Annotated in this window: 22 protein-coding genes; 13 read left to right on the top strand and 9 right to left on the bottom strand. The window is 62.5% G+C overall.

Annotation, left to right across the window (positions count from 1 at the left end; translation table 11 throughout):
- Positions 1-2: 2 nt before the first annotated feature.
- Both rsgA and aroA read right to left on the bottom strand, forming a co-directional pair.
- Positions 3-1,001, bottom strand: a complete 999-nt coding sequence (gene rsgA / locus AS9A_RS18120) for a ribosome small subunit-dependent GTPase A (protein WP_192808199.1) — start codon at positions 999-1,001, stop codon at positions 3-5.
- The gene (aroA, locus tag AS9A_RS18115; RefSeq protein ID WP_041452178.1) at positions 998-2,284 is read right to left on the bottom strand and encodes a 3-phosphoshikimate 1-carboxyvinyltransferase; all 1,287 of its coding nucleotides are present in this window, start codon (positions 2,282-2,284) and stop codon (positions 998-1,000) included. The genes rsgA and aroA overlap by 4 nt, the downstream gene beginning before the upstream one ends.
- Before the next feature lie 80 nt (positions 2,285-2,364).
- Here aroA and AS9A_RS18110 point away from each other — a divergent pair, with 80 nt between their 5' ends.
- The 3 genes from AS9A_RS18110 (at position 2,365) to rsrA (ending at position 4,340) form a co-directional block, all read left to right on the top strand.
- On the top strand, positions 2,365-3,135 hold the full coding sequence (locus AS9A_RS18110; RefSeq protein ID WP_041451194.1) for an SOS response-associated peptidase: 771 nt from the start codon (positions 2,365-2,367) through the stop codon (positions 3,133-3,135).
- A gap of 240 nt (positions 3,136-3,375) precedes the next feature.
- Positions 3,376-4,032, top strand: a complete 657-nt coding sequence (locus tag AS9A_RS18105) for a sigma-70 family RNA polymerase sigma factor (protein WP_013808564.1) — start codon at positions 3,376-3,378, stop codon at positions 4,030-4,032.
- A complete protein-coding gene (gene rsrA, locus AS9A_RS18100; RefSeq protein WP_013808563.1) occupies positions 4,029-4,340 on the top strand; it encodes a mycothiol system anti-sigma-R factor in 312 nt (103 codons plus the stop codon). The genes AS9A_RS18105 and rsrA overlap by 4 nt, the downstream gene beginning before the upstream one ends.
- A 49-nt stretch (positions 4,341-4,389) precedes the next feature.
- On the opposite strand, the gene AS9A_RS25015 is transcribed toward rsrA, so the two are convergent.
- Positions 4,390-4,464 (bottom strand): 50S ribosomal protein bL37, encoded by a 75-nt coding sequence (locus AS9A_RS25015; protein WP_407636578.1) that lies wholly within the window; start codon positions 4,462-4,464, stop codon positions 4,390-4,392.
- A gap of 184 nt (positions 4,465-4,648) precedes the next feature.
- On the opposite strand from AS9A_RS25015, the gene AS9A_RS18095 reads away from it, so the two are divergent.
- The gene (locus AS9A_RS18095; RefSeq protein WP_013808562.1) at positions 4,649-4,864 is read left to right on the top strand and encodes a biotin/lipoyl-binding carrier protein; all 216 of its coding nucleotides are present in this window, start codon (positions 4,649-4,651) and stop codon (positions 4,862-4,864) included.
- Between the two features lie 12 nt (positions 4,865-4,876).
- Positions 4,877-6,433 carry a sensor histidine kinase gene (locus tag AS9A_RS18090; protein WP_013808561.1) on the top strand — a complete coding sequence of 519 codons (1,557 nt, stop codon included), beginning with the start codon at positions 4,877-4,879 and terminating at the stop codon, positions 6,431-6,433.
- Between the two features lie 94 nt (positions 6,434-6,527).
- Here the strand turns inward: AS9A_RS18090 and AS9A_RS18085 are convergent, their stop codons facing one another.
- Together AS9A_RS18085 and AS9A_RS18080 are read right to left on the bottom strand one after the other, a co-directional pair.
- Positions 6,528-6,782: a WhiB family transcriptional regulator gene (locus AS9A_RS18085; RefSeq protein WP_013808560.1), complete on the bottom strand. Its 255-nt coding sequence runs from the start codon at positions 6,780-6,782 to the stop codon at positions 6,528-6,530.
- 335 nt (positions 6,783-7,117) lie between these two features.
- The gene (locus tag AS9A_RS18080) at positions 7,118-8,104 is read right to left on the bottom strand and encodes a diacylglycerol/lipid kinase family protein (protein ID WP_013808559.1); all 987 of its coding nucleotides are present in this window, start codon (positions 8,102-8,104) and stop codon (positions 7,118-7,120) included.
- A 65-nt stretch (positions 8,105-8,169) separates the two neighbouring features.
- Between AS9A_RS18080 and AS9A_RS18075 the strand changes: the two genes are divergently transcribed.
- Positions 8,170-8,595, top strand: a complete 426-nt coding sequence (locus AS9A_RS18075) for a hypothetical protein (protein WP_049793948.1) — start codon at positions 8,170-8,172, stop codon at positions 8,593-8,595.
- Between the two features lie 93 nt (positions 8,596-8,688).
- Positions 8,689-9,483, top strand: a complete 795-nt coding sequence (locus AS9A_RS18070; RefSeq protein ID WP_013808557.1) for a ParA family protein — start codon at positions 8,689-8,691, stop codon at positions 9,481-9,483.
- Positions 9,484-9,490: 7 nt separating this feature from the next.
- Here the strand turns inward: AS9A_RS18070 and AS9A_RS18065 are convergent, their stop codons facing one another.
- Together AS9A_RS18065 and AS9A_RS18060 are read right to left on the bottom strand one after the other, a co-directional pair.
- A complete protein-coding gene (locus tag AS9A_RS18065) occupies positions 9,491-10,777 on the bottom strand; it encodes an Rv3212 family protein (protein ID WP_013808556.1) in 1,287 nt (428 codons plus the stop codon).
- 30 nt (positions 10,778-10,807) lie between these two features.
- The gene (locus AS9A_RS18060) at positions 10,808-12,412 is read right to left on the bottom strand and encodes a DEAD/DEAH box helicase (protein ID WP_013808555.1); all 1,605 of its coding nucleotides are present in this window, start codon (positions 12,410-12,412) and stop codon (positions 10,808-10,810) included.
- Between the two features lie 324 nt (positions 12,413-12,736).
- Here AS9A_RS18060 and AS9A_RS18055 point away from each other — a divergent pair, with 324 nt between their 5' ends.
- A complete protein-coding gene (locus tag AS9A_RS18055; RefSeq protein ID WP_013808554.1) occupies positions 12,737-13,387 on the top strand; it encodes a ferritin-like fold-containing protein in 651 nt (216 codons plus the stop codon).
- 129 nt (positions 13,388-13,516) lie between these two features.
- On the top strand, positions 13,517-13,747 hold the full coding sequence (locus AS9A_RS18050) for a DUF3107 domain-containing protein (protein WP_013808553.1): 231 nt from the start codon (positions 13,517-13,519) through the stop codon (positions 13,745-13,747).
- Positions 13,748-13,809: 62 nt separating this feature from the next.
- Here AS9A_RS18050 and AS9A_RS18045 read toward each other — a convergent pair whose 3' ends face one another.
- Positions 13,810-14,568 (bottom strand): TetR/AcrR family transcriptional regulator, encoded by a 759-nt coding sequence (locus AS9A_RS18045; RefSeq protein ID WP_013808552.1) that lies wholly within the window; start codon positions 14,566-14,568, stop codon positions 13,810-13,812.
- A 323-nt stretch (positions 14,569-14,891) separates the two neighbouring features.
- On the opposite strand from AS9A_RS18045, the gene AS9A_RS18040 reads away from it, so the two are divergent.
- The 3 genes from AS9A_RS18040 (at position 14,892) to AS9A_RS18030 (ending at position 18,050) form a co-directional block, all read left to right on the top strand.
- Positions 14,892-15,944, top strand: coding sequence for a DUF3152 domain-containing protein (locus tag AS9A_RS18040; RefSeq protein ID WP_237707837.1), 1,053 nt, complete (start codon positions 14,892-14,894; stop codon positions 15,942-15,944).
- A 12-nt stretch (positions 15,945-15,956) separates the two neighbouring features.
- Positions 15,957-17,123 carry an adenylyltransferase/sulfurtransferase MoeZ gene (moeZ, locus tag AS9A_RS18035; RefSeq protein WP_013808550.1) on the top strand — a complete coding sequence of 389 codons (1,167 nt, stop codon included), beginning with the start codon at positions 15,957-15,959 and terminating at the stop codon, positions 17,121-17,123.
- A 72-nt stretch (positions 17,124-17,195) separates the two neighbouring features.
- Positions 17,196-18,050 carry a TIGR02569 family protein gene (locus AS9A_RS18030; protein WP_013808549.1) on the top strand — a complete coding sequence of 285 codons (855 nt, stop codon included), beginning with the start codon at positions 17,196-17,198 and terminating at the stop codon, positions 18,048-18,050.
- A gap of 4 nt (positions 18,051-18,054) precedes the next feature.
- On the opposite strand, the gene AS9A_RS18025 is transcribed toward AS9A_RS18030, so the two are convergent.
- Positions 18,055-18,729: a FadR/GntR family transcriptional regulator gene (locus tag AS9A_RS18025; RefSeq protein ID WP_013808548.1), complete on the bottom strand. Its 675-nt coding sequence runs from the start codon at positions 18,727-18,729 to the stop codon at positions 18,055-18,057.
- 154 nt (positions 18,730-18,883) lie between these two features.
- On the opposite strand from AS9A_RS18025, the gene AS9A_RS18020 reads away from it, so the two are divergent.
- Positions 18,884-20,122 (top strand): MFS transporter, encoded by a 1,239-nt coding sequence (locus AS9A_RS18020; RefSeq protein WP_148262626.1) that lies wholly within the window; start codon positions 18,884-18,886, stop codon positions 20,120-20,122.
- The last annotated feature ends 103 nt before the right edge of the window (positions 20,123-20,225 follow it).

The raw sequence follows: 20,225 nt of genomic DNA, 5'->3' as shown, positions 1-20,225 counted from the left end.
GGTCACCACATATCGTTCGAACGGAGCGCTTCAAGCATCCGCCGAACGGCCATAGCTCGTGCATGGGATGCGCCTTCGAGAGAATCGAGGGCGCATTCTGGATCTTCAGGTGGCCCGAGATGGTTGCAGCCGCGTGAGCAGTCCTCCGCTGCCTCGGCTAAATCGGCGAAAGCTCCAAGCACATCGTTCACGTCGATGTGTGCGAGGCCGAAAGAGCGGACACCTGGCGTATCCACAACCCAGCTGGGCCCGGGGAGTTGATCCAGCCTCAAGGCCACCGATTGCGACGAGGTGTGTCGGCCTTTGCCGACACCGGTCACTTCGCCAGTTGCGCGGTAAGCATCCGGGACGAGCCTGTTCACCAGTGTCGACTTCCCGACACCCGAATGCCCCAGCAGCGCGGTAACAGAGCCTGCGAGAAGATCCGTCAAGGCTTCGAGCCCGTCATCGATACCGCAGCGCACAATCGGCAGGTCGAGCTTCTCAAAATGCACCGTGAACTCTGCGGGATCAGAGAGATCACCTTTCGTGATCCCCAGAATCGGTGCGATACCGCCGGCGTACGCCGCGATGAGTGCCCGCTCCACAAAACCAGTTCGCGGTGGAGGATCAGTGGCAGCGACGACGATGAGGAGCTTCTCCGCGTTAGCGACGACGATCCGTTCGAACGGGTCCGTATCGTCCGCGGTGCGCCGCAACACACTAGTCCGTGCTTCGAGCCGGACTATCCGCGCTAGCGAGCCAGGGTTTCCTGAAAGGTCTCCGACCAGCGAAACGCGGTCACCAACGACGATTGGGGTTCGGCCAAGCTCGCGGGCACGCATCGCCGTAACCGTGGTGCTATGGTCGCGTTCCAGTACGCAGCCCCAGCGGCCACGATCGACTGAGATCACCATCGCCATCTCGGCGTCGAGGTGCTCAGGCCGGGTCTTGGTGCGCGGGCGCGACCGTTTCCCCGGTCTGATGCGAACATCCGACTCGTCAAACTCGCGTTGTCTCAGAGCGAATTCCCTTCGTTGAGACCCTGATCAAGCATCGTTCCCCAGAGTTGGGCGAACCCGGGAAGTGTCTTCGCGGTCGTGTCGATGTCGTCGACGCTGACACCCTCGACACGTAGTCCAACGATCGCGCCAGCGGTCGCCATTCTGTGGTCGGCGTAGGCGTGCCAGGTGCCGCCGTGCAGCGGTGCAGGTACGATCCGCAAGCCGTCTTCGGTTTCCTCGCACTTTCCGCCGAGACCGTTGATCTCATGGCTCAGCGCGGCCAGCCGGTCAGTCTCGTGGCCGCGCAGGTGTGCGACTCCCCTTATCTGCGTTGGCGTGTCCGCGAAGACGGCAAGTGCAGCGACAGTCGGTGTGAGTTCACCGACGTCCCCAAGATCAACGTCGATCCCGCTGAGGTGGTCAGAACCCGAGACGGTCAGCGCGCCACCGTCGTAGGTGACCTGTGCACCCATTTCAGCGAGGATGCCACGAATGTGGTCGCCAGCTTGCGAAGTCCGGGCCGGCCACCGCGGCACCGTCACGGAACCCCCAGTCACTGCGGCGGCCGCAAGAAACGGTGTTGCGTTCGAGAGGTCCGGTTCGACATTCCAGTCGGTCGCACGGATCGGCCCAGGTTCGACTTTCCATTGTGAGGGCGTCGGCCGTGTGGTCAGGACTCCTGCTGCCGCGAGCATTTCGACCGTCATGTCGATATGGGGGGTTGACGGCACGCGAGCGCCGGTGTGCCGGATCTCGACCCCTCGTTCGAATCGCGCCCCCGACAGGAGCAGACCCGAAACAAACTGCGAGGAACCTGACGCATCGATGTCGACGATGCCCCCGCGCAGCGCACCCGTCCCGTGCACAGTGAAGGGCAGTCCGTCGCCGGTGACCGAGGCGCCGAGCGCGCGCAGAGCGTCGAGGGTGACGCGCTGCGGGCGCTTGCGGGCTTGCGAGTCACCGTCGAAGTGGACGTCTCCGGCTGCGAGCGCTGCAGCGGGCGGAAGGAACCGCATCACCGTTCCCGCGAGACCGCAATCGATCTCAGTGCCGTGCATCGACGCGGGGGAGAGGTGGAGCGTCGTCTCATCCAGGGTGTCCTCGGTGATGTCGATACCGAGCATTCGCAGCCCATCGATCATCAGATTCGTGTCGCGACTGCGAAGTGCACCGCGAATGACTGAGGGGCCGTCCGCGAGAGCAGCCAGAATGAGGGCACGGTTGGTCACCGACTTCGAACCTGGGATTTCCACCTTCGCGTGGATGGGCGACGGGTGGGTCGGTGCGGTCCACATGCTCATGTACCCATCTTCGCGCATAGCGGCAACACCGGGGCAGTGGACCCGTCTCCTTTTTGCGGTTCGTGCTTAGCATGGAACTTATGTGTGGCAGATACGCAACCACCGCCGATCCCGCAACGCTAGCGGCGGAACTCGATGCTCTCGACGAGACGCCCAATGCTGAGGGCGGCGGCTCACCGCGGGTGGGCTACAACATCGCGCCCACGACGACCGTCGCGGCCGTAGTCGACCGGCGTGACGACTCTGCTGATGCGGACTCCCCGCTGCGCCGGCGAATCCGGGCGATGCGGTGGGGACTCGTCCCGCACTGGTCGAAGGAGATCAAGAAGGGGCCTCTGCTGTTCAACGCGCGGGCTGAATCGGCGGCCGATAAGCCCGCGTTCAGAACGTCAATGAAGAGTAAGCGCTGTCTCATCCCGATGGATGGCTGGTACGAGTGGGTGCAGGCCGATGACCCCGTCACCGGGAAGCTCGTGAAGGTGCCATACTTCATGACCCCGCGCGATGGATCTAGGATTTATGTCGCTGGTGTGTGGTCCGCATGGCGGGACCCTTCCGCGCAAGAGGATGCTCCTCCGCTTCTCAGCTGTGCAGTTCTCACAACCGACGCGGTGGGTGTGCTGACCGAGATCCACGACCGCATGCCGCTCGTAGTGAGCCCTGACCGCTGGCAAGCGTGGCTTGCACCAGATCGTCCAGCGGCTGAGGACTTGCTTCAACCGCCCGCGGATTTCGACAGCACAATCGAGGTCCGCCGCGTCAGTACCAAGGTCAACCAGGTGCGTAACGAGGGATCTGACCTCATCGTGCCGGTCGGTGATGCCGACGAGCGCGAGCCGCAACTGTTCTGAGAACGTGCAGAGCGACACAGTTAGTTAGCCGGGAACAACCGTGCCTCTTCAGCTGTTGAATCGATGCGTACGGAATGTTCGTGTGCCAACTTGAAGAGGAGCGTGTACGTAACGATGGCGGCGCTGTGCCTAGACGACCCTCCCACTTCGCAGACGCAATATTTCCGGCGGGCACGCAGGTATCAGGACTTACCTCCTCGGGCGGTAGGCTTGGAACCTGCTATCAGCGAAGGGAAGCCTGTGCCGGAAAGTACTCAATCGGATGCACCGCGTGGCGAACCATCGCAGGGTGAAACGCCCGAGCAGATGATTGCGCGGTTCGAGCGTGATGCGATGCCGCTTATCGACCAGCTCTACGGCGCTGCGCTGCGGATGACGCGCAACCCTGCCGATGCGGAGGATCTGGTCCAGGAGACCTATTTGAAGGCGTACTCCGCTTTCAGTTCCTTCAAGGAAGGGACGAACCTGAAGGCGTGGCTGTACCGCATTCTCACGAACACCTACATCAACGGGTACCGCAAGCGGCAGCGGCAGCCAGCGCAGTATCCGACGGAGGAGATCACCGACTGGCAGATCGCGGCCGCGGCTGAACACAGCTCCACGGGCTTGCGCTCAGCGGAGGTGGAGGCGCTCGAAGCGCTCCCCGACGACGACATCAAGAATGCGCTCCAGTCGCTGCCAGACGAATTCCGCATGGCGGTCTATTACGCAGATGTTGAAGGTTTTCCGTACAAGGACATCGCGGAGATCATGGGGACGCCCATTGGCACTGTGATGTCGCGTTTGCACCGCGGACGCAAGCAGTTGCGTGGCATGCTGGCCGACGTCGCCCGGGATCGTGGATTCAACCGTTCGAACAGCGAGGCTTCCGCTGAAACTCAGGAGAGGGCGCAATGATGACCCCACCGGACAATTACGGCGAGGAGGGGTTCCTCGAAGCGGATAGCCATGTCGACTGCACTGCGGTCATGGCGGATGTATACCTATTGCTCGACCATGAGTGTGACGAGGTTATTCGTGAGCGGCTGCAAGCCCACCTAGACGAATGTGGGCCCTGCCTCGAGGCGTACGGCGTGGAGGAGAAGATCAAACGACTGCTGTCGCGAAAGTGCGGCGGTGAGCGCGCGCCCGAGTATCTCCGCGACCGCCTGACCATCGAGATCCGCAGGCAGGTCACAATTCACCGGATCGTCACCGATGAGTGAGGCCGCCTGAAACGACGAAAGTCCGGGTTAAACCCGGACTTTCGCGGTATCAGGCGTTGGGACGCTTTCCGTGATTCGCCTTGTTCTTACGGCGGGCGCTACGCTTGCGGCCACGCTTGCTCATGGTCACTCCTTATGCGGACGGGCAACCCCGGCCTTCTGCTCTCTTTATTGCCGGTCCAGTGTACTCGCCCTGCGGGGCATGGATTTGCACGCGTGGTTGGCGAATCGCGGTAGCCGCCCTGATGTCGCTACCCGTAATTGCGCTCGATTAGCCTAGAGACGCTAGCGAAACGGCGGAGGTCCCCATGGCGGAAGATGTGCGCGCGGAAATGGTCGCGCAGGTACTCGATGTTGTCGTCAACGTCGGTGACGCGGTCCGCGAAGGCGACACACTTGTGCTGCTCGAATCGATGAAGATGGAAATTCCTGTCCTCGCGGAACTCGACGGCACCGTCAGCGCAGTCAACGTCACAAAAGGTGATGTGATCCAGCAGGGCGACCTCATCGCGGTGATTTCATGATGGTGTTCGCATATGTCAACTCTTAGCGCCCTCCTCGCGGAGCACACCGACCTGCCGGGCGATGCCGTCAACCATCTGCAGCGGCTTGTGGGGGAGTGGCAGTTGGTTGCCGACCTCTCGTTCTCGGACGTCCTCATGTGGGTGGCTACTGGCGATCTGGACGACGCGGAGGGGCAAGATGATCTGGCTGGCGCGAAAGCGGTTTGTGTGGCCCAATGCCGCCCCACCACGTCTCCGACGGTGTACTCGCACGACAGGGTAGGAAGTTCCGTCGATTGGGCCGACCATCCCGAACTCGTCGCAGCGATGCTGCGGGGCGAAATCCTGCGCGAGGACACACCTCGCTGGTACGAGGGCACGCCGCTTGCGCGCGAGGCAATACCTGTCCGCAGCGGCGGGCAGATCATCGCGGTTCTCACCCGCGATACGTCACTTGCTCAGCTTCGGGTTCCGAGTGCGCTCGAGATGGCGTACATCGCGTGTTCGGCGGACTTGTGTCAGATGATTTGCGACGGGAGTTTCCCCTTACGGGAGGATCTGGTCGGCATCCAGTCGAGCCCGAGAGCCGGTGACGGGCTGATCCGCATCGATGTTGAGGGCACTGTTGCGTACGCCAGCCCGAATGCGCTGTCGGCATTCCACCGGATGGGGCTCAGCACCGAGATCGCGGGCCAGAACCTCTCGGCGGTGACACGGCCGCTGATTTCCGACCCATTCGACGCGCAGGAGTTCGGTGTCCGCCTGCAAGCCGTCACGGCCCGTGAGTCGAGCATGCGAATGGAAATAGACGCGCGGGGTGCGACCGTGCTCTTCCGGGCATTGCCGCTGTATCCGCAGCTCGAACCTGCTGGCGCGCTCGTGCTCGTGCGGGACATCACTGAAGTCAAGCGCCGCGACCGGGCATTGCTTTCCAAAGACGCGACGATTCGCGAAATCCACCACCGCGTCAAGAACAACCTGCAAACCGTGGCTGCACTGCTGCGCCTGCAAGTGCGACGAACAACGAATGAAGAAGCACGCCAGGCTCTCGCGGAATCGGTGCGCCGGGTAAGTTCAATCGCCCTTGTGCACGACACCCTGTCGATGTCAGTCGACGAGCAGGTCAACCTTGATGACGTGATCGATCGTCTGGTGCCGATGATGGTTGACGTCGCCACTGTGGGGATGCCGATCGCGGTCCGCAGAGAGGGCAGCCTCGGCGTTATGCCGGCGGATAAGGCGACACCGCTTGTCATGGTCCTGACTGAGCTTGTCCAGAATGCGATCGAGCACGCGTTCAACCTTGGAGTGCCGGAGGACCTCGAGTCAGTTGACTCGAGTGACCGGGATGTACCTGGAGAGATTGTCCTTAGGGCGGAACGTTCGGCGCGATGGCTCGATGTCGTCATTCACGACAATGGCAATGGCCTGCCCGAAGGGTTCAGCCTCGAACGCTCCGACCGTTTGGGCCTGCAGATCGTGCGCACACTCGTCGCCGCGGAGCTGGGAGGCTCGCTCGGACTGCACGAGAGCGAAGCGGGCGGCACTGACGCCGTGCTGCGGGTGCCACTCGGGCGCCGAAGGGCGTGAATTCAATACATTAATTGTGTGCTGTGGCAAAAGACAGAAAAATGGCCTGGATCCCGAAGAATCCAAGCCAAATACTGTTTGCGAATAGCTAACGTCAGACAGTGCTGCGAGCACGGGTCCGAGCTTTGCGCCGCTTCAGTGCGCGACGTTCATCTTCACTCATGCCACCCCACACGCCGGCGTCTTGGCCGGATTCGAGTGCCCACGTGAGGCATTCGGGGGTGACGGGGCATCTGCTGCAGACAAGTTTTGCCTGCGCGATCTGCGCAAGCGCCGGGCCACTGTTTCCAACGGGGAAGAACAGTTCCGGATCCTCATCGCGACAGACCGCCCTGTGGCGCCAGTCCATGATCGGTACTCCTCACTGGGTGTGCTGCGCACGAGGAACCGAAGTGCGTCACACCATTGTTGTCAACAATTAATTCACGCGTAGCCGTTGTGTTTCCACGCCGTTAACTAGAAATGCTGTCACGAACTCACTCGAAGCTCAATACTCCCGAGTAGGTCGTAACGAACATCACTAAGCCGCCGTCCGATGCGGTCTGCACCAGGCGTGCGGGTCTAGACCAAGTGTGTGGATACCCATCTATTTGTACGCTCGGATGTTCCAGTCTGTGTCAAATCGGGCAGAATCTCTAGATGAAATTTGACATTGACGCGTAGATGTGCGTGATCTCACATGCTTTACGGAGTCTGTTGGGTGGGATTTCTTGGTGCAACGACGTCGAGCATGTTAGGTGTGGCACGGAACGTGACGTCCTCACGTAACCCGACAAAATCGCCGTCAAGCTGCAGGCCGATAGGCCGACTGCTGCTAATCCGGATTTCGTTCACGTCATCGGCGCGCAGGAGATCCGGATGACGGGGCCCGCCGCGCCGCGGGAACACCAACTGCCTGGCTATGCGCAGTGTGGAGACCCAGCCCGCAGTTTTGAGCGCGAAGACACCAAGGCCCGAGTCGTAGTCGGCACCGGGGTTCGTGTAGACAGGACGGTCCTCGAGATAGGTCCACGGACTCGCGTTCGACACGAATGCGTAGTACACACCCTCTTCTTTCGCTCCACCCGGAGTCTCAACGGTCAGCGCGGGGGCAAGTTTGCGTTCGCGAATGAACGTGCGGACCGTCGCGCGGACGTATCGCCCCGAGGTTGCAGCTTTACCGCCCGCGCGGCTCGCTTCAACGGACTCGACGACGTGCGCATCAAGACCCATTCCCGCGTTGAACAAGAACCAGCGCCCATCGCAATGTCCAAGACCAATACGGCGATGGTGACGCAACTGTACGAGGCTGATGAGCTGATTGGCGGCGTCGAGTGGATCATTCTTGATGCCAAGCGACCGTGCGAAGACATTCGCCGACCCGCCTGGCACTACCGCAATCGTCGGTAATGCGGTCGCGGCGATCGAAGCCATCGAGCCGCCCTCGCCTCCCAGAACATCGCCCCCGAGCACACCATTCACGACTTCGTTGATGGTGCCGTCACCGCCATGGACGATTATCAGTGGGTAGCCATCGGACGTGGCCTCCGCAGCGAGTTCCGCAGCATGACCGCGATAGGCGGTGTGGGCGACCCTCAGCTTGAGAGCGCTCGATAGTGCGAGCGCAATCAGGTCGCGACCCGCTGGTGTAGTCGAGGTCGCGTGTGGATTCACTATCAGCAGCGCGCGCACGATGAGTGAGCCTAGCCTGTCGATGCGTTGCGACCGTGACCGGCGCGGTGGAATACCCTATCGAGGTGGCCACCCACTCATCGTCTCCGGAAGACTCGCGCAAGCCCGCAGAACCGCCGGTGCCCCCTGGGATCAGGGCGGCAGGAGTGATCGTCTCGCTTCAGGGTCTCGTCCTGCTCGGGCTCGGGGCCTGGCTGCTCGTGCGCGCGGTCACCGGTACCGGGGGCACCGAAGTCAGCGGCTACGCGACAGCTGGGTGGTTCGTCTTCCTGGGTGCGCCGGTGCTCGGCGGAGGCATCGCCCTCGCACTGGGGAAGCGTTGGGGACGTGCCATCGCAGTGGTGATCCAGTTGCTGCTGCTTCCCGTCGTCTTTTCGCTCATTTCAGGTTCGCAGCAGTACCTGTGGGGATTCGCCCTCGGCGGGGTGGTTGTCCTGACGCTTGTGCTCCTGATGAGCGGGCGCTCAAGTGAGTGGATGTCCGCAGACTGACGACCGCCCGTTTGTCAAATCCGCAGCCAAAACACCCGGCAAAACGCCGCGCATGTCCTCGCATCTGCCGAAGTAATCGGGGAGTATGGCGGTGTGACCAGAGTTCTCGCGATAGCGAACCAGAAAGGCGGGGTCGCCAAGACCACGACGGTGGCGTCGCTCGGCGCCGCACTGTCGGCGCTTAGCCAACGGGTGCTCGTGGTTGACCTCGATCCACAAGCGTGCCTGACCTTCTCGCTCGGGCATGATCCGGACAAACTTGAGATGTCGGTGCATGATGTTCTGATCGGCGAGCAGAAGATCGGTAATGTTCTTCTCGATACCGCCGATGGGGTGACGCTGCTTCCAGCGAACATCGACCTTGCTGGGGCGGAGGCGCTCCTGCTGATGCGGCCCGGTCGCGAGTTCACCTTGCGCCGCGCGCTCGATCCGGCGTCGTCTGATTTCGATGTCATTCTCATCGATTGCCCGCCGTCGCTCGGCGTCCTCACGCTCAACGGCCTGACCGCGGCGGACTCGGTGATCGTGCCGCTCCAATGCGAGACGCTCGCCCATCGAGGTGTTGGTCAGTTGCTGCGCACAGTGACCGAAGTGCAGCAGATCACGAATCCGGATCTGGCGCTGCTCGGGGCGTTGCCGACGCTTTACGATGCGAGAACGACGCATAGTCGGGACGTGCTCGCGGATGTGTCCGACCGCTACGGACTGCCCGTGCTGGCGCCGCCGATTCCGCGGACAGTGCGTTTCGCGGAAGCGTCCGCATCGGGTGCGTCGATTCTGGCGGGACGGAAGAACAAAGGCGCAGTCGCTTATCGCGAGCTCGCTGCGAACCTGCTGAAGACCTGGACAGAGGGCGGGGAGCTCAACACTTTCGCGTCCTACGAATAGGGTGCAGTTAGCTGGGGCCTAGTACGACGACAGTCCCAGTGCTGCCGTTTCGTTGCTCGAGAATGAAGTCACCCAGGACTGCAAGGCCCGTCACGTCCTCGCCGTTGCGATCGAGGGCAATGGTGCGCTCCAGTGCTCCCGTGCGCGCATTGTGGACGCTGATTCCGGCAGCGGTGGGAACAAGCAGCTGGCCAGCCATCACGGCCGGGGGCCCCGCGGCGGGGACGCGCCATAACGGACGAAAGTCCCGTCCAGACAGGCTGACCACATCGGTGCCGGTGAACCAGTACGCCAAGTCCGTGGGAGCGCTGACGGTGCCAGTGGACCTTCGCTCCGGAATGAACCCGATTGGGGGGTCATCATCGGAGATGCCAGGAGCGGCGGGTACATCCGCGAGCGACCACCGATGGATCGCTGTGCCCTCCTGGCCATAAACAGCGACCTCGTCTGTGTCTCCCGGGACGAAGATCGCAGTCAGCTGCGCAGAAATCGCGGCCAGTGACGTGCCCTCAGCTCCCGGAATCTCACCCAGGCCGGCATCGTTAGTAGTGATGAGCGCACTTCCGTGCTCTTCGGGCTCGTTGTTCCGCTCGGGAGTGCTGTCCAGCAGGACGAGTCGTTCACCCGCTTCTTCCGGGCACTGCAGAACCGCCGCTACACGGGACCGGGTGATGTGTGCGTCGAGAATGTCGCAGCCACCGCGCTGCTGGCGGTCCGGATTCACGGGCGCGGCAACCCTGCCGAACTCGAGCGTCCGGACCAAGTCGGAGCGCCATACCTCGAGCCGTTGCGGCCCTTGCGACATAATGTGGGGTCCGTCGGCGGTCAGGGTCACGGAAGTATCAGCGTCGCTCGTTCGCTGCTCCCCACGTACACCCGTCGCGCTTTCGAGGGCAGTCACCTGCGTGCAGCCGCGCGGGGTCCTGTACACGGCGACCACCTGGTGCTCTTGTCCTGTCACCGCGCACAGTTCGCGCTGGCGTTCATACCGCCAGCGCAGGGTGCCCGTGGCGACGTCATGACCAGCAACCTCGCCGGCGCGCGTGCTCACGACCGTGCCGCCGGACGTTATGGGAACGGTCGATGCTTCACTGGGCGCGCGCCACACCTCGCGTACGGAGGTGGGTGTTGCTAGTGCCCCGGTGACTGCTTCGATGGGCCGCTCGGCGGGGGCGGATTGTGTTTGCCGGTAGTCGCTGCGCCACCAGATCGTGAACGTCGCAACGACGACAAGCATGATGATCGCAACGGTGGCGACCACATCTGCCCGGCTCCGGCGCTCAGGTGCGATCACGACCGCTCCCCGCACCCTGTGCGCGGTTGCTCATTCTGCTGAGGCGTTTTCCGGGGCGCCCTTCTTCGCATCTGACGGTGCACCGTCAGATGCGCTTTCCATAGCGGGTTTGCGTCCGCGCGTGCGCGTGCGCCGCCGCTTCGGGCCATCAGGGGAGGATGGGGTGCCTGGAGATTCAGGAGAGGTAGAGGCCGCATCTCCCGGCGCGTTCGTCCCACCCTGCGTATCGGTATCGCGCCGCGCTCCCCGTGTACGTCGCCGCCGGGACGTCGTGCGCTTTTTCTCGTCGCTTGCCGTGACGTCTTCGGATTGCGGCGAAGCGTCGCGCGCCGGCACAGAGATACGTCCGCTTGCGTCGTCCGGGATATCAAGGTCCTTGAAGAGATGGTCGGACGTGGAGTAAGTCTCGACCGGCGCATCGATCTTCAGGTCTAGAGTCTGGCTAATGTGCTTCCAGCGCTCGAGATCTTCCCAATCCACAAGGGTGACGGCTATTCCGGTGCGTCCAGCGCGACCGGTACGCCCCACGCGGTGAACGTACGTGTTCTCGTCGTCGGGACAGTGGAAGTTGACCACATGCGTGACGTCGTCGATGTCAATGCCGCGGGCAGCGACATCGGTTGCAACCAGCACATTGGCTTTTCCTGACCGGAACGAGCGCAATGCCTTTTCCCGAGCGCCCTGGCCGAGGTCACCGTGGATGGCGCACACCGCGAAGCCGCGCTGCTCGAGGTCTCGGGAAAGCTGGTCGGCCTGCCGCTTGGTCCGGGTGAAGACCATGGCAGCGCCACGTTCGCGGGCCTGGAGAACCTTGCTGACGAGTTCCAGTTTGTCGAGCGCGTGTGCGCGGTAGACGAACTGGCGAGTGCGGTCATGAACCGCTGATGAGTCGGTTTCCTCTGCGCGGACGTGCGTGGGCTGAGTCAAGAATGTTCGCGCGAGCGTGATGATCGGGCCAGGCATCGTTGCGGAGAACAACATCGTCTGCCGCACATCAGGCACGCGGCTGAGAATCTTTTCGATGTCGGGAAGGAAGCCCAGATCGAGCATCTCGTCGGCCTCGTCGAGCACGACGATCGAAATCCCGTCGAGCTTCAGATACTTCTGATTAGCCAAGTCCAGCAACCGGCCGGGGGTGCCGACAACAACGTCGACCCCAGCGCTGAGCGCCGACGTCTGCTCCTCGTAAGGCCGACCGCCATAAATCGCGGACACGCTGAGCTTGCGGGAACTCCCGTTGGCCCCGGCGCTGAGGTACCGCCCAGCAGCCGTCAGATCCTTGGTCACCTGAATGCACAGCTCGCGCGTTGGGACCACAACGAGGGCACGCGGAGTGCCGTCGAGTGGGGCACTGCCAGTAACGATGCGGTGCAGAAGCGGGACACCGAAACCGAAGGTCTTGCCCATGCCGGTGCGAGCTTGTCCAATCAGATCTTCGCCGGCGAGCGCGAGCGGAAGCGTGAGTTCCTGGATCGCGAACGTCCGCTCGATGCCCTGTTCATTCAGGGCGCGAACGATGTTGTCGTTGACGCCCAACTCCGCGAAGCTCGGTGATTCATGGGGTTCGGTGAGGGCGCGAGCGTCCGCAAGTACGGTCTTCTCCGTAGCGGACGCATTTCCAGGCGGCCCTGCCATACCCGTGTCTTTCGTGAACTTGCTCAGGATGTGCCTTTCTGTTGTTCGCCGCGGCTTCGTAAGCGCGGCGCGAGTTCAAAAGCCGGCGCGGTGTCGTCGAAATCCGCTGCGGACTGACCACCCAAACGAAAGGTGAGCAACCGCTCGTTGCCAAGGGCTTGCAGCCATGGTACCGGCCACCGCGCGTCGAAGAGGAAAATCGCATGTCAGCGGCAGGCATGTCGGCTCGCCTCTGATCGGGGCACGAGAAAACCCGTGTCGGGATAAGCAACTGATTGACGGTAGGCGCGCGGGTGATCCGATCGGTGGAATAGGCTCTCCACTATGGGATCTGTGAGTAGCGATCACCCAGGAATCATCGAACTGTATGGCGCGCTGGCGTGCGGCGAGATCACGGCGTTTTACCGACTAGCTGACGAGGCGAAATTCGCTCCGCATCTGTACGGCCGGGTCGCGATCGCGCGCATGGCCGGTTCCGAGATGCGTCATTACGAACTATTGCATTCAGCCATCAAGGAACAGGGCAGGGATCCGTTCGAAGTGATGGCACCCTTCATCGACGTCCTGGATGCTTATCACCGCTCGACCACACCGAGTACATGGCCGGAAACCTTGGTCAAGGCATACATCGGCGACGGGATCGCGGCGGACTTCTATCTCGAAATCTCGAGCGCATTCCCCCCTGACGTCGCCGCGGTGGTCCAAGGTGTGCTCGCTGAGACACACCATTCCGAGTTCGTGAAGGATGAGGTGCGCTCGATCGTCGACGGCGACACCATCGCTGCGGACCGGCTGCGCCTGTGGGCACGGCGTCTGTTTGGTGAGGCGCTCACGCAAGCACAATTTGTGCTGGGGCAGCGTGACGACCTTGCAGAACTTGTCCTCTCAGCCAGCGGGGACCTCAACCACATCGCCACGCTGTTCGACAGCATGCAGGCAAAACACGACGAGCGGATGAAGCTCCTCGGTCTGTAGGGGGTCTGGGGCCGTTCGCTTACAGCGCAGGGTAACGGCGGCCCCCTGGCCCGCCGTTTCGATAGCCTGACATCAGGATGACTGGATCGTGTTCAGCAGCACGCCATTTTATGTGGATCGGAGGACAGCGTGGAGGTCAAGATCGGGATCGCCGACAGCAGTCGGGAGCTGATCGTTAATAGCACCCAGTCCGTTGAGGAGGTAGAGGAGCAGGCTCGCTCTGCCTTCGAGAAGGGCAATAGTGCGACGTTCACATTGACGGACGAGAAGGGCCGGAAGTATCTGATTCAGTCCAGCAAGATCACTTACGTGGAGATCGGTCCGGCCGATTCACGCAAGGTTGGGTTCGCACCCAGCTGATTGAGCACAAATTTGGGCGCGGCAGCGGAAGGCTGCCGCGCCCAATGTTTGTCTAACTCAGACTATGCGGGGCTCGCGTCCGTGGACGTGGATGCGCGCGTAGACGGCGCCTCGGCCTCTCGCTCATCGGACGACCGCTGGTAAGGGACGTGCGACAACCCACCCCAGGCGAGTGTGACAGTTGTTTCGACAGCGTCACTCTTGCTGATCGGGCGGTTCGCTTCGAGCCAGTAACGCGCGTTCACCTGGCTGACTCCGACAAGGCCCACAGCCAGCATGCGTGCCCGGTACGGATCAAGGCCGGAATCGTGGCTGACCAGATCGAATACGGCGTCGATGCAGTCTTCGCTGGCTTGCTCGACGCGCTCCTGCACAGAGGGGTCGCTCAGCGCGTCGGACTGAAAAATCAGCCGATAACCCTGAGTGTCATTGTCGACAAAATCGAAGAAAGCCATGACAGCGGCGTAGAGACGCTGCTTGTTGTGGGTGGTGGAGCGCAGCGCTTGACGTACGCCTGAGATCAGCTTCTCGACGTGAGCTTGCAGCACCGCGAGGTAAAGATCGAGCTTGCTCGGGAAGTGCTGGTACAACACCGGTTTGCTCACCCCGGCCCGCTCCGCGATCTCATCCATCCCGGCGGCGTGGTACCCCTGGCTGGCGAAGACGTCGCTGGCAGCGTGGAGAAGCTGAGCTCGTCGTGCGCCGCGCGGCAGCCGGGTGTTCTTCCGCGCCGGCGTGCGGGGCTGCTCAGTGCCTCGCACTCCACCGTTGCGTTCCTCAGAGGATGAGTGTGGAGTGCTGATCCGTTCCGTCAATGCCATCACCGTTCGTTTACAGCTGGTGTCGTTGCTGGTTACCAGTGCATTGACACTACCCTGTAGAGGCCTAAATTCCGATCTCGCGCCGGCTGTCGCGGTCGGCGCGACGGCGGCTGGTTCGGGTAGGCTCGCGGTGGAATTGTCCGCCTGCGTGACCGTTGTGCCGCGCGGCGCGGCGTAGTTTGTGCCCGGTCGAATTGTGAGAGTGTGGGAGGGTGACGATTCGCGGAGCACGTCACCAAGAAGATGGTAGGCGGCGGCCTCGGGACGAGGCGCGTAGCGTCCGTGGACGACGGACGCGGGCACCGTCACGCTCACGCTCGTCTGTGCGGCAGAGCCCGCGGAACCAGCCGCTCGAGGCGCAGTGGGATCCGATCGGGCACGCGCATGGCGCGGCAGACTTCCGCGGCGAGCCTGAACCGCCTCCTTATGTGCGTCGTCGGCCGTCGAGGGGCGCCAGACGGGTCCGGAAACGGGCGAAGCGCTCACCACGAGCGAACCGGGTGCTCGTCTTTTTGCGCGCGCACGGGTGGCGCGCGTACGCGGTGCCGACGGTGGCGCTCCTGATTGTGGCAGTCACGGTGTTTTCCGCCAACGGTGCTGACGATCGGTTTTCGTCGGATCAGACCGTGGCAGGCAGCCAGAATCTGCCGATGCTCGATGGCGGCACCAGTCAGAATGAGGAGCTCGCGCCGCCTCCTGCGGACGGTTCTTTCCCCGATCTGCCCACCGGTGAACTTCCTGCGGGCGGGCCGTATACGGAGCACGGTACGGGCGAATGGCGCATTGTTCCGGGCCACACCGGCGAGGTGGGTGCCGGGGAGAACCGCGTGTTCACGTACACGGTCGAGATCGAGGAAGGGATCGACACAACCAGTTACGGCGGCGATGAAGCGGTCACGCGGATGGTTGATGAGACGCTCGCCAACCCGAAGAGCTGGATCGCGGACCCGCAATTCGGTTTCCGGAGGGTCTCGGCGCCGGAAGACGGACCCCCCGACTTCCGGGTTTCGCTCACTTCGGTGATGACAGTCCGCCAATTCTGCGGTTACACGATCCAGCTTGAAGTCTCGTGTTTCTCGCCGCGCAGTGGCCGAGTGATCATCAACGACGCCCGGTGGGTCCGGGGAGCGCTGGCATTCCAGGGTGACATCGGGTCATATCGCCAGTACCTCGTCAATCATGAGGTGGGCCATGCGATTGGCTACCCTGAACACGTGCCGTGCGAATCCGATGGGGGGCTCGCGAACGTCATGATGCAGCAGACGCTGAGTACCTCGAACAATGAGATTGCGCAGCTCGACCCGGGTGGTGTGGTCCCGCCGGATGGGTTCGTGTGTAGCTATAACCCCTGGCCGTACCCGCGAGCTGGGCAGTAGGTCAGTGTCGGCATGAGTCCTTTACCTCCGCTGGTAGCCCCGGCTGGCGAACTCACCCGCGATGACATAGCCCGGTACTCGCGGCATCTTCTCATCCCTGGGATTGGTGTCGAGGGTCAGCGCAGGCTGAAAAACGCGCGCGTACTGGTGATCGGAGCAGGCGGGCTGGGATCACCGGTCCTGATGTATCTAGCAGCTGCGGGCGCGGGCACGATCGGCATCGTTGAGTTCGACTGCGTTGAGATGTCGAATCTGCAGCGCCAGGTTATTCATGGTGAGTCCGATCTGGGGCGGCCGAAGGGGGAGAGCGCCCGCGATTCGATCCGGAATATCAATCCGCACGTCGAGGTGCGCTGGCATAACCTGCGCCTCGAGAACCGCAACGCGGTGAACATCTTCAAGCAGTACGACCTGATCGTCGATGGAACAGACAACTTTGCAACCCGGTACCTGGTGAATGATGCGGCTGCGCTCGCCGGAAAGCCCTACGTATGGGGGTCGATCTTCCGGTTCGAAGGGCAAGTCTCAGTCTTCTGGGAAGACGCTCCGGATGGGCGCGGTGTGACCTACCGCGACCTGTTTCCCGATCCACCCGCACCGGGCACAGTGCCCTCTTGTGCCGAAGGGGGAGTGTTCGGTGCGCTCTGCGCGACGATCGGCTCTTTGATGGCGACAGAGGCGATCAAGCTCATTACCGGGACCGGTGATCCGCTGCTCGGGCGCGTCCTCGTCTATGACGCGCTCGCGATGTCGTTCCGCTCACTCGGACTGCGCCGTGCAGCAGACGCGCCGAGGATAACGGAACTGACGGATTACGAGGAGTTCTGCGGAACTGCGGTCGCGCCTCCAACGGGGGACAGCTCGATCGCTCCCGCTGAGCTCGCGGATTTGCTCTCGTCAGCAGCTCCGCCGGCTCTCATCGATGTCCGGGAGCGCACCGAATGGGAGATCGTCCGCATCGAAGGAGCAACCTTGGTGCCGCACTCTGAGTTCGACTCAGGCGCGGCGCTGAGTCAGCTGCCGCAAGACCGGCAAGTCGTGCTCTATTGCAAGACTGGTGTGAGGTCCGCCGAGGCCCTCGAAGCGCTGCATAGGGCTGGGCTGAAGAATGCGCTACACCTTCGTGGAGGTCTGGCCGCGTGGGTGAAGCAGGTGGATCGTTCGCTGCCGATGTACTGATGTGCGGCAGCGAGAGCCGACACGGCCGTGGTCCTACCGGGTATCCACTGTTCAGAGGAGTAGGTTACGGTCGTGAGTTCCGCCCCGCCTCCAGACCATGTGCGCTCGACTTTCGGCTTGCGAGAAAAAGAACCCGTGTCATTGGGTGCGGACTGGGACGGTGGCTGGCGTTTCGGCGACGTTGTGTTGTCCCCGGTCGGAGATCATGCGCGCGCAGCGTGGTCCGCGAAAGTTCGCGAGACCTTGATGGTCGACGGCGCGCGCGTAGCCAAGCCTGTGCGCGCCACAGATGGGCGATACGTGGTCTCGGGATGGCGCGCGGATACCTTCATCGAAGGTTCTCCCGAACCTCGGCATGACGAAGTGGTGTCGCTCTCAGTTCGGTTGCATGCAGCGACGTCGCGGCTTGAAAAGCCCCGATTCCTGACCCAGCCTCCAGTAGCACCCTTCTCAGATATCGACGTTTTTGTTGCCGCAGACCGTGCTGCGTGGGAGCCGGTGCCGTTACGTGATCCGCGGCGTACGGGCCTGCTCGACATGTCGAAAGAAGGCGTGGAGGGGAGCCTTGCACTGCTGAAGCATTTAGCTGAGCAGCGCAAACCGGTCGAGCTGCCGACTCAGCTGGTTCACGGTGACTTGTTCGGGACGGTGCTGTTCGCTGAGACCGAGGCCCCGGGAATCACGGATATCACCCCGTACTGGCGGCCGATTTCGTGGGCAGCTGCGGTTGTCGTGGTTGACGCCTTGTCCTGGGGTGGTGCGGACGAAGGTCTTGTCGAACGGTGGGATGCGATGCAGGAGTGGCCCCAGATGCTGCTTCGCGCACTGATGTTCCGAGTCGCCGTCCACGCGCTGCACCCGAGGTCGACGCCGCCAGCGCTCGCCGCGATAGAACGGACCGCCGAGCAGATCCTCGGAACCCTCTAGTTCGCTACCCGATGTTCTTCAGCACACTGGCGAGGAACTGCTGAGCCTCCCGGCTCGCCTCTGCCGGATCGCCCGCGATGATTGCCCGGACCAGCCGGACATGTTCCTGGTCGTAATGGGTCTCGGCCAGACCGTGGTACTCGAGGTGATAGTGAATCGACGACTTGATAATCGGGACGAGTGAGTCGTAAAACTCCAGGTAGAGGGCGTTATGGCTGGCGGCCACGATCGCGCGGTGCAGATCGACGTCGACCTCGATCGCGCGATCGAAGTCGCCCGCGGCGTTAAGTCGTGTGCGCTCGTCTAATAACCGCTGCAAAGTAGCGATGTCGTGGTCATCCCGGCGTATCGCGGCGAGGGCCGCGGCGGTCACGTCCAGGGCCTGCCGCAACTCGAGGACGTCGCGTTCCGCCGCGTCCGCTAGGTGTTTCGACAGTGCGCCAGTCATATCGGAAGCGGAGAGAACGTAGGTCCCCGAGCCCTGCCGTCGCTGCAGCATCCCCGCATGGACAAGCGCCTGTACAGCTTCACGAACCGTGTTCCGCCCAGTTCCGGTCAGTTCAGACAGTTCGGGTTCAGTAGGGATGCGCCTGCCGACCGGCCACGCCCCGGAGGTGATCTGCTCGCGGAGCATGTCGGTTACTTGCGAAATCAGGCTTTGTCGCTGCACGTGTCGCACCGGTGCCTCCTGACGGTGTGCTGTGTGGCTCAGAATACGTTGCCGATGTTCGTAGGGTCATCCTATGATTTGATGAACCCATCTTCGTGTCTTGAAGGAGAGATCTGTGCCTCCGTTCGTTCCGGCTGAAGCAGTTGCGAGCGACGCTTCCCGCATTGAGGTTGCCGACGCGGCGATCGTGCGTGGAGTGCGCGAGCATCTGTGGCGTGGACGACTGCTGGTATTCGCTGGTCTCCTACTCGCGGCTTTCACCCTCCGCCTAGCAGTGACGTCACTGACGCCCTTGCTCGCCGATATCGGATCGGCAGTGGGTTTTGGCGCGGTGATGGCCGGGGTGTTCGGAATGATGCCACCCGCCATGTTCGCGGTAGCGGGTCTACTGACCCCAGCGGTGATGGTGCGGATCGGTCTCGAGCGGACAGCCCTGCTTTCAGTGGTGCTCTCCACGCTGGGGCTCGCTGTCCGGCCCCTCGCCGGGCATGTCACCCCGATGCTCTTACTGACAGCGATAGCGCTGATGGGGATGGGTATCGGTAATGTCGTCCTGCCGCCGTTGGTGAAGCGCTACTTCTCCGATCGCATCGCGCTCATGTCCACGCTTTACATCAGTTTTGTGCAACTTGGCACAGTCATTCCGGCGATCATGGCGATCCCAATCGCGGATGCGGTCGGCTGGCGGTTCTCGCTGGGCATGTGGGCTGTGGTGGCCGCGGCTGCAGTTTTTCCCTGGATCGGCCTCACGCGCCGCACGCGGGCTCACCGCGCGGCTGCCACACAGGCCGCGAGCGCGGACGGCCAGGTCTGGCGGTCGCCGCTCGGGTGGGGCCTCGCCGTCATGTTCGGAATGACGGCGCTCATGACGTACACCTTCCTGACCTGGCTTCCGACGATGCTCATGGATTTCGGAATCAGCCGGGGTAACGCGGGAACGCTCTTTGGCATCTTCATCCTCTCCGGACTAGTTGGTGTGTTGGTCATGCCGGGCCTGACGACACGGATGACCAATCCGTATCCATTGGTCGCTGGATGCATGAGCGTCATCGTTGTGGGAATGGCGGGGCTCCACTTCGCGCCACTGCACGGCACAATTGTCTGGATCGTGCTGCTCGGGCTGGGGCCTTCCACGTTCCCCATGTCACTGACGCTGATCAACCTGCGGTCCCGAACAGACGCGGGTGCAGCCAAGCTGTCCGGATTTGCGCAGGGGTTTGGTTACGCGCTGGCGTGCACCGGACCATTCGGTGTCGGAGTTCTGCACGAACTGACCGGGGGATGGGCGGTACCCTTCGCAGTGCTCGCGGGGATTGTTGTGATCACTCTCATAGCTGCGCGTCACGTGTGCCCACCACGCGTGATCGAAGACACATGGAAACGCCCGAACTTCACCCACTGACACAGCGGCGAAACACGGAAGAAACCCTCACGGGGCACGATTTGTCCAGGTGAGGAGATTTTGACGGTGCAGTCATGTAGGGCAGCACAGTCGCAACACCCAA

The organism is Hoyosella subflava DQS3-9A1, assembly GCF_000214175.1.
GTDB classification, from domain to species: Bacteria; Actinomycetota; Actinomycetes; order Mycobacteriales; family Mycobacteriaceae; genus Hoyosella; species Hoyosella subflava.
The sequence above is the reverse complement of the archived record's forward strand: the minus strand, read 5'-3'. Positions and strand labels throughout refer to the sequence as shown.

Coding starts and splice junctions, on each gene's coding strand:
- AS9A_RS18055 (WP_013808554.1), top strand. CDS start 12,737: ATGGGATCTGTGAGTAGCGATCACCCAGGAATCATCGAACTGTATGGC.
- moeZ (WP_013808550.1), top strand. CDS start 15,957: ATGAGTCCTTTACCTCCGCTGGTAGCCCCGGCTGGCGAACTCACCCGC.
- AS9A_RS18110 (WP_041451194.1), top strand. CDS start 2,365: ATGTGTGGCAGATACGCAACCACCGCCGATCCCGCAACGCTAGCGGCG.
- AS9A_RS18090 (WP_013808561.1), top strand. CDS start 4,877: ATGTCAACTCTTAGCGCCCTCCTCGCGGAGCACACCGACCTGCCGGGC.
- AS9A_RS18060 (WP_013808555.1), bottom strand. CDS start 12,412: ATGGCAGGGCCGCCTGGAAATGCGTCCGCTACGGAGAAGACCGTACTT.
- AS9A_RS18045 (WP_013808552.1), bottom strand. CDS start 14,568: ATGGCATTGACGGAACGGATCAGCACTCCACACTCATCCTCTGAGGAA.
- aroA (WP_041452178.1), bottom strand. CDS start 2,284: ATGAGCATGTGGACCGCACCGACCCACCCGTCGCCCATCCACGCGAAG.
- AS9A_RS18095 (WP_013808562.1), top strand. CDS start 4,649: ATGGCGGAAGATGTGCGCGCGGAAATGGTCGCGCAGGTACTCGATGTT.
- rsrA (WP_013808563.1), top strand. CDS start 4,029: ATGATGACCCCACCGGACAATTACGGCGAGGAGGGGTTCCTCGAAGCG.
- AS9A_RS18085 (WP_013808560.1), bottom strand. CDS start 6,782: ATGGACTGGCGCCACAGGGCGGTCTGTCGCGATGAGGATCCGGAACTG.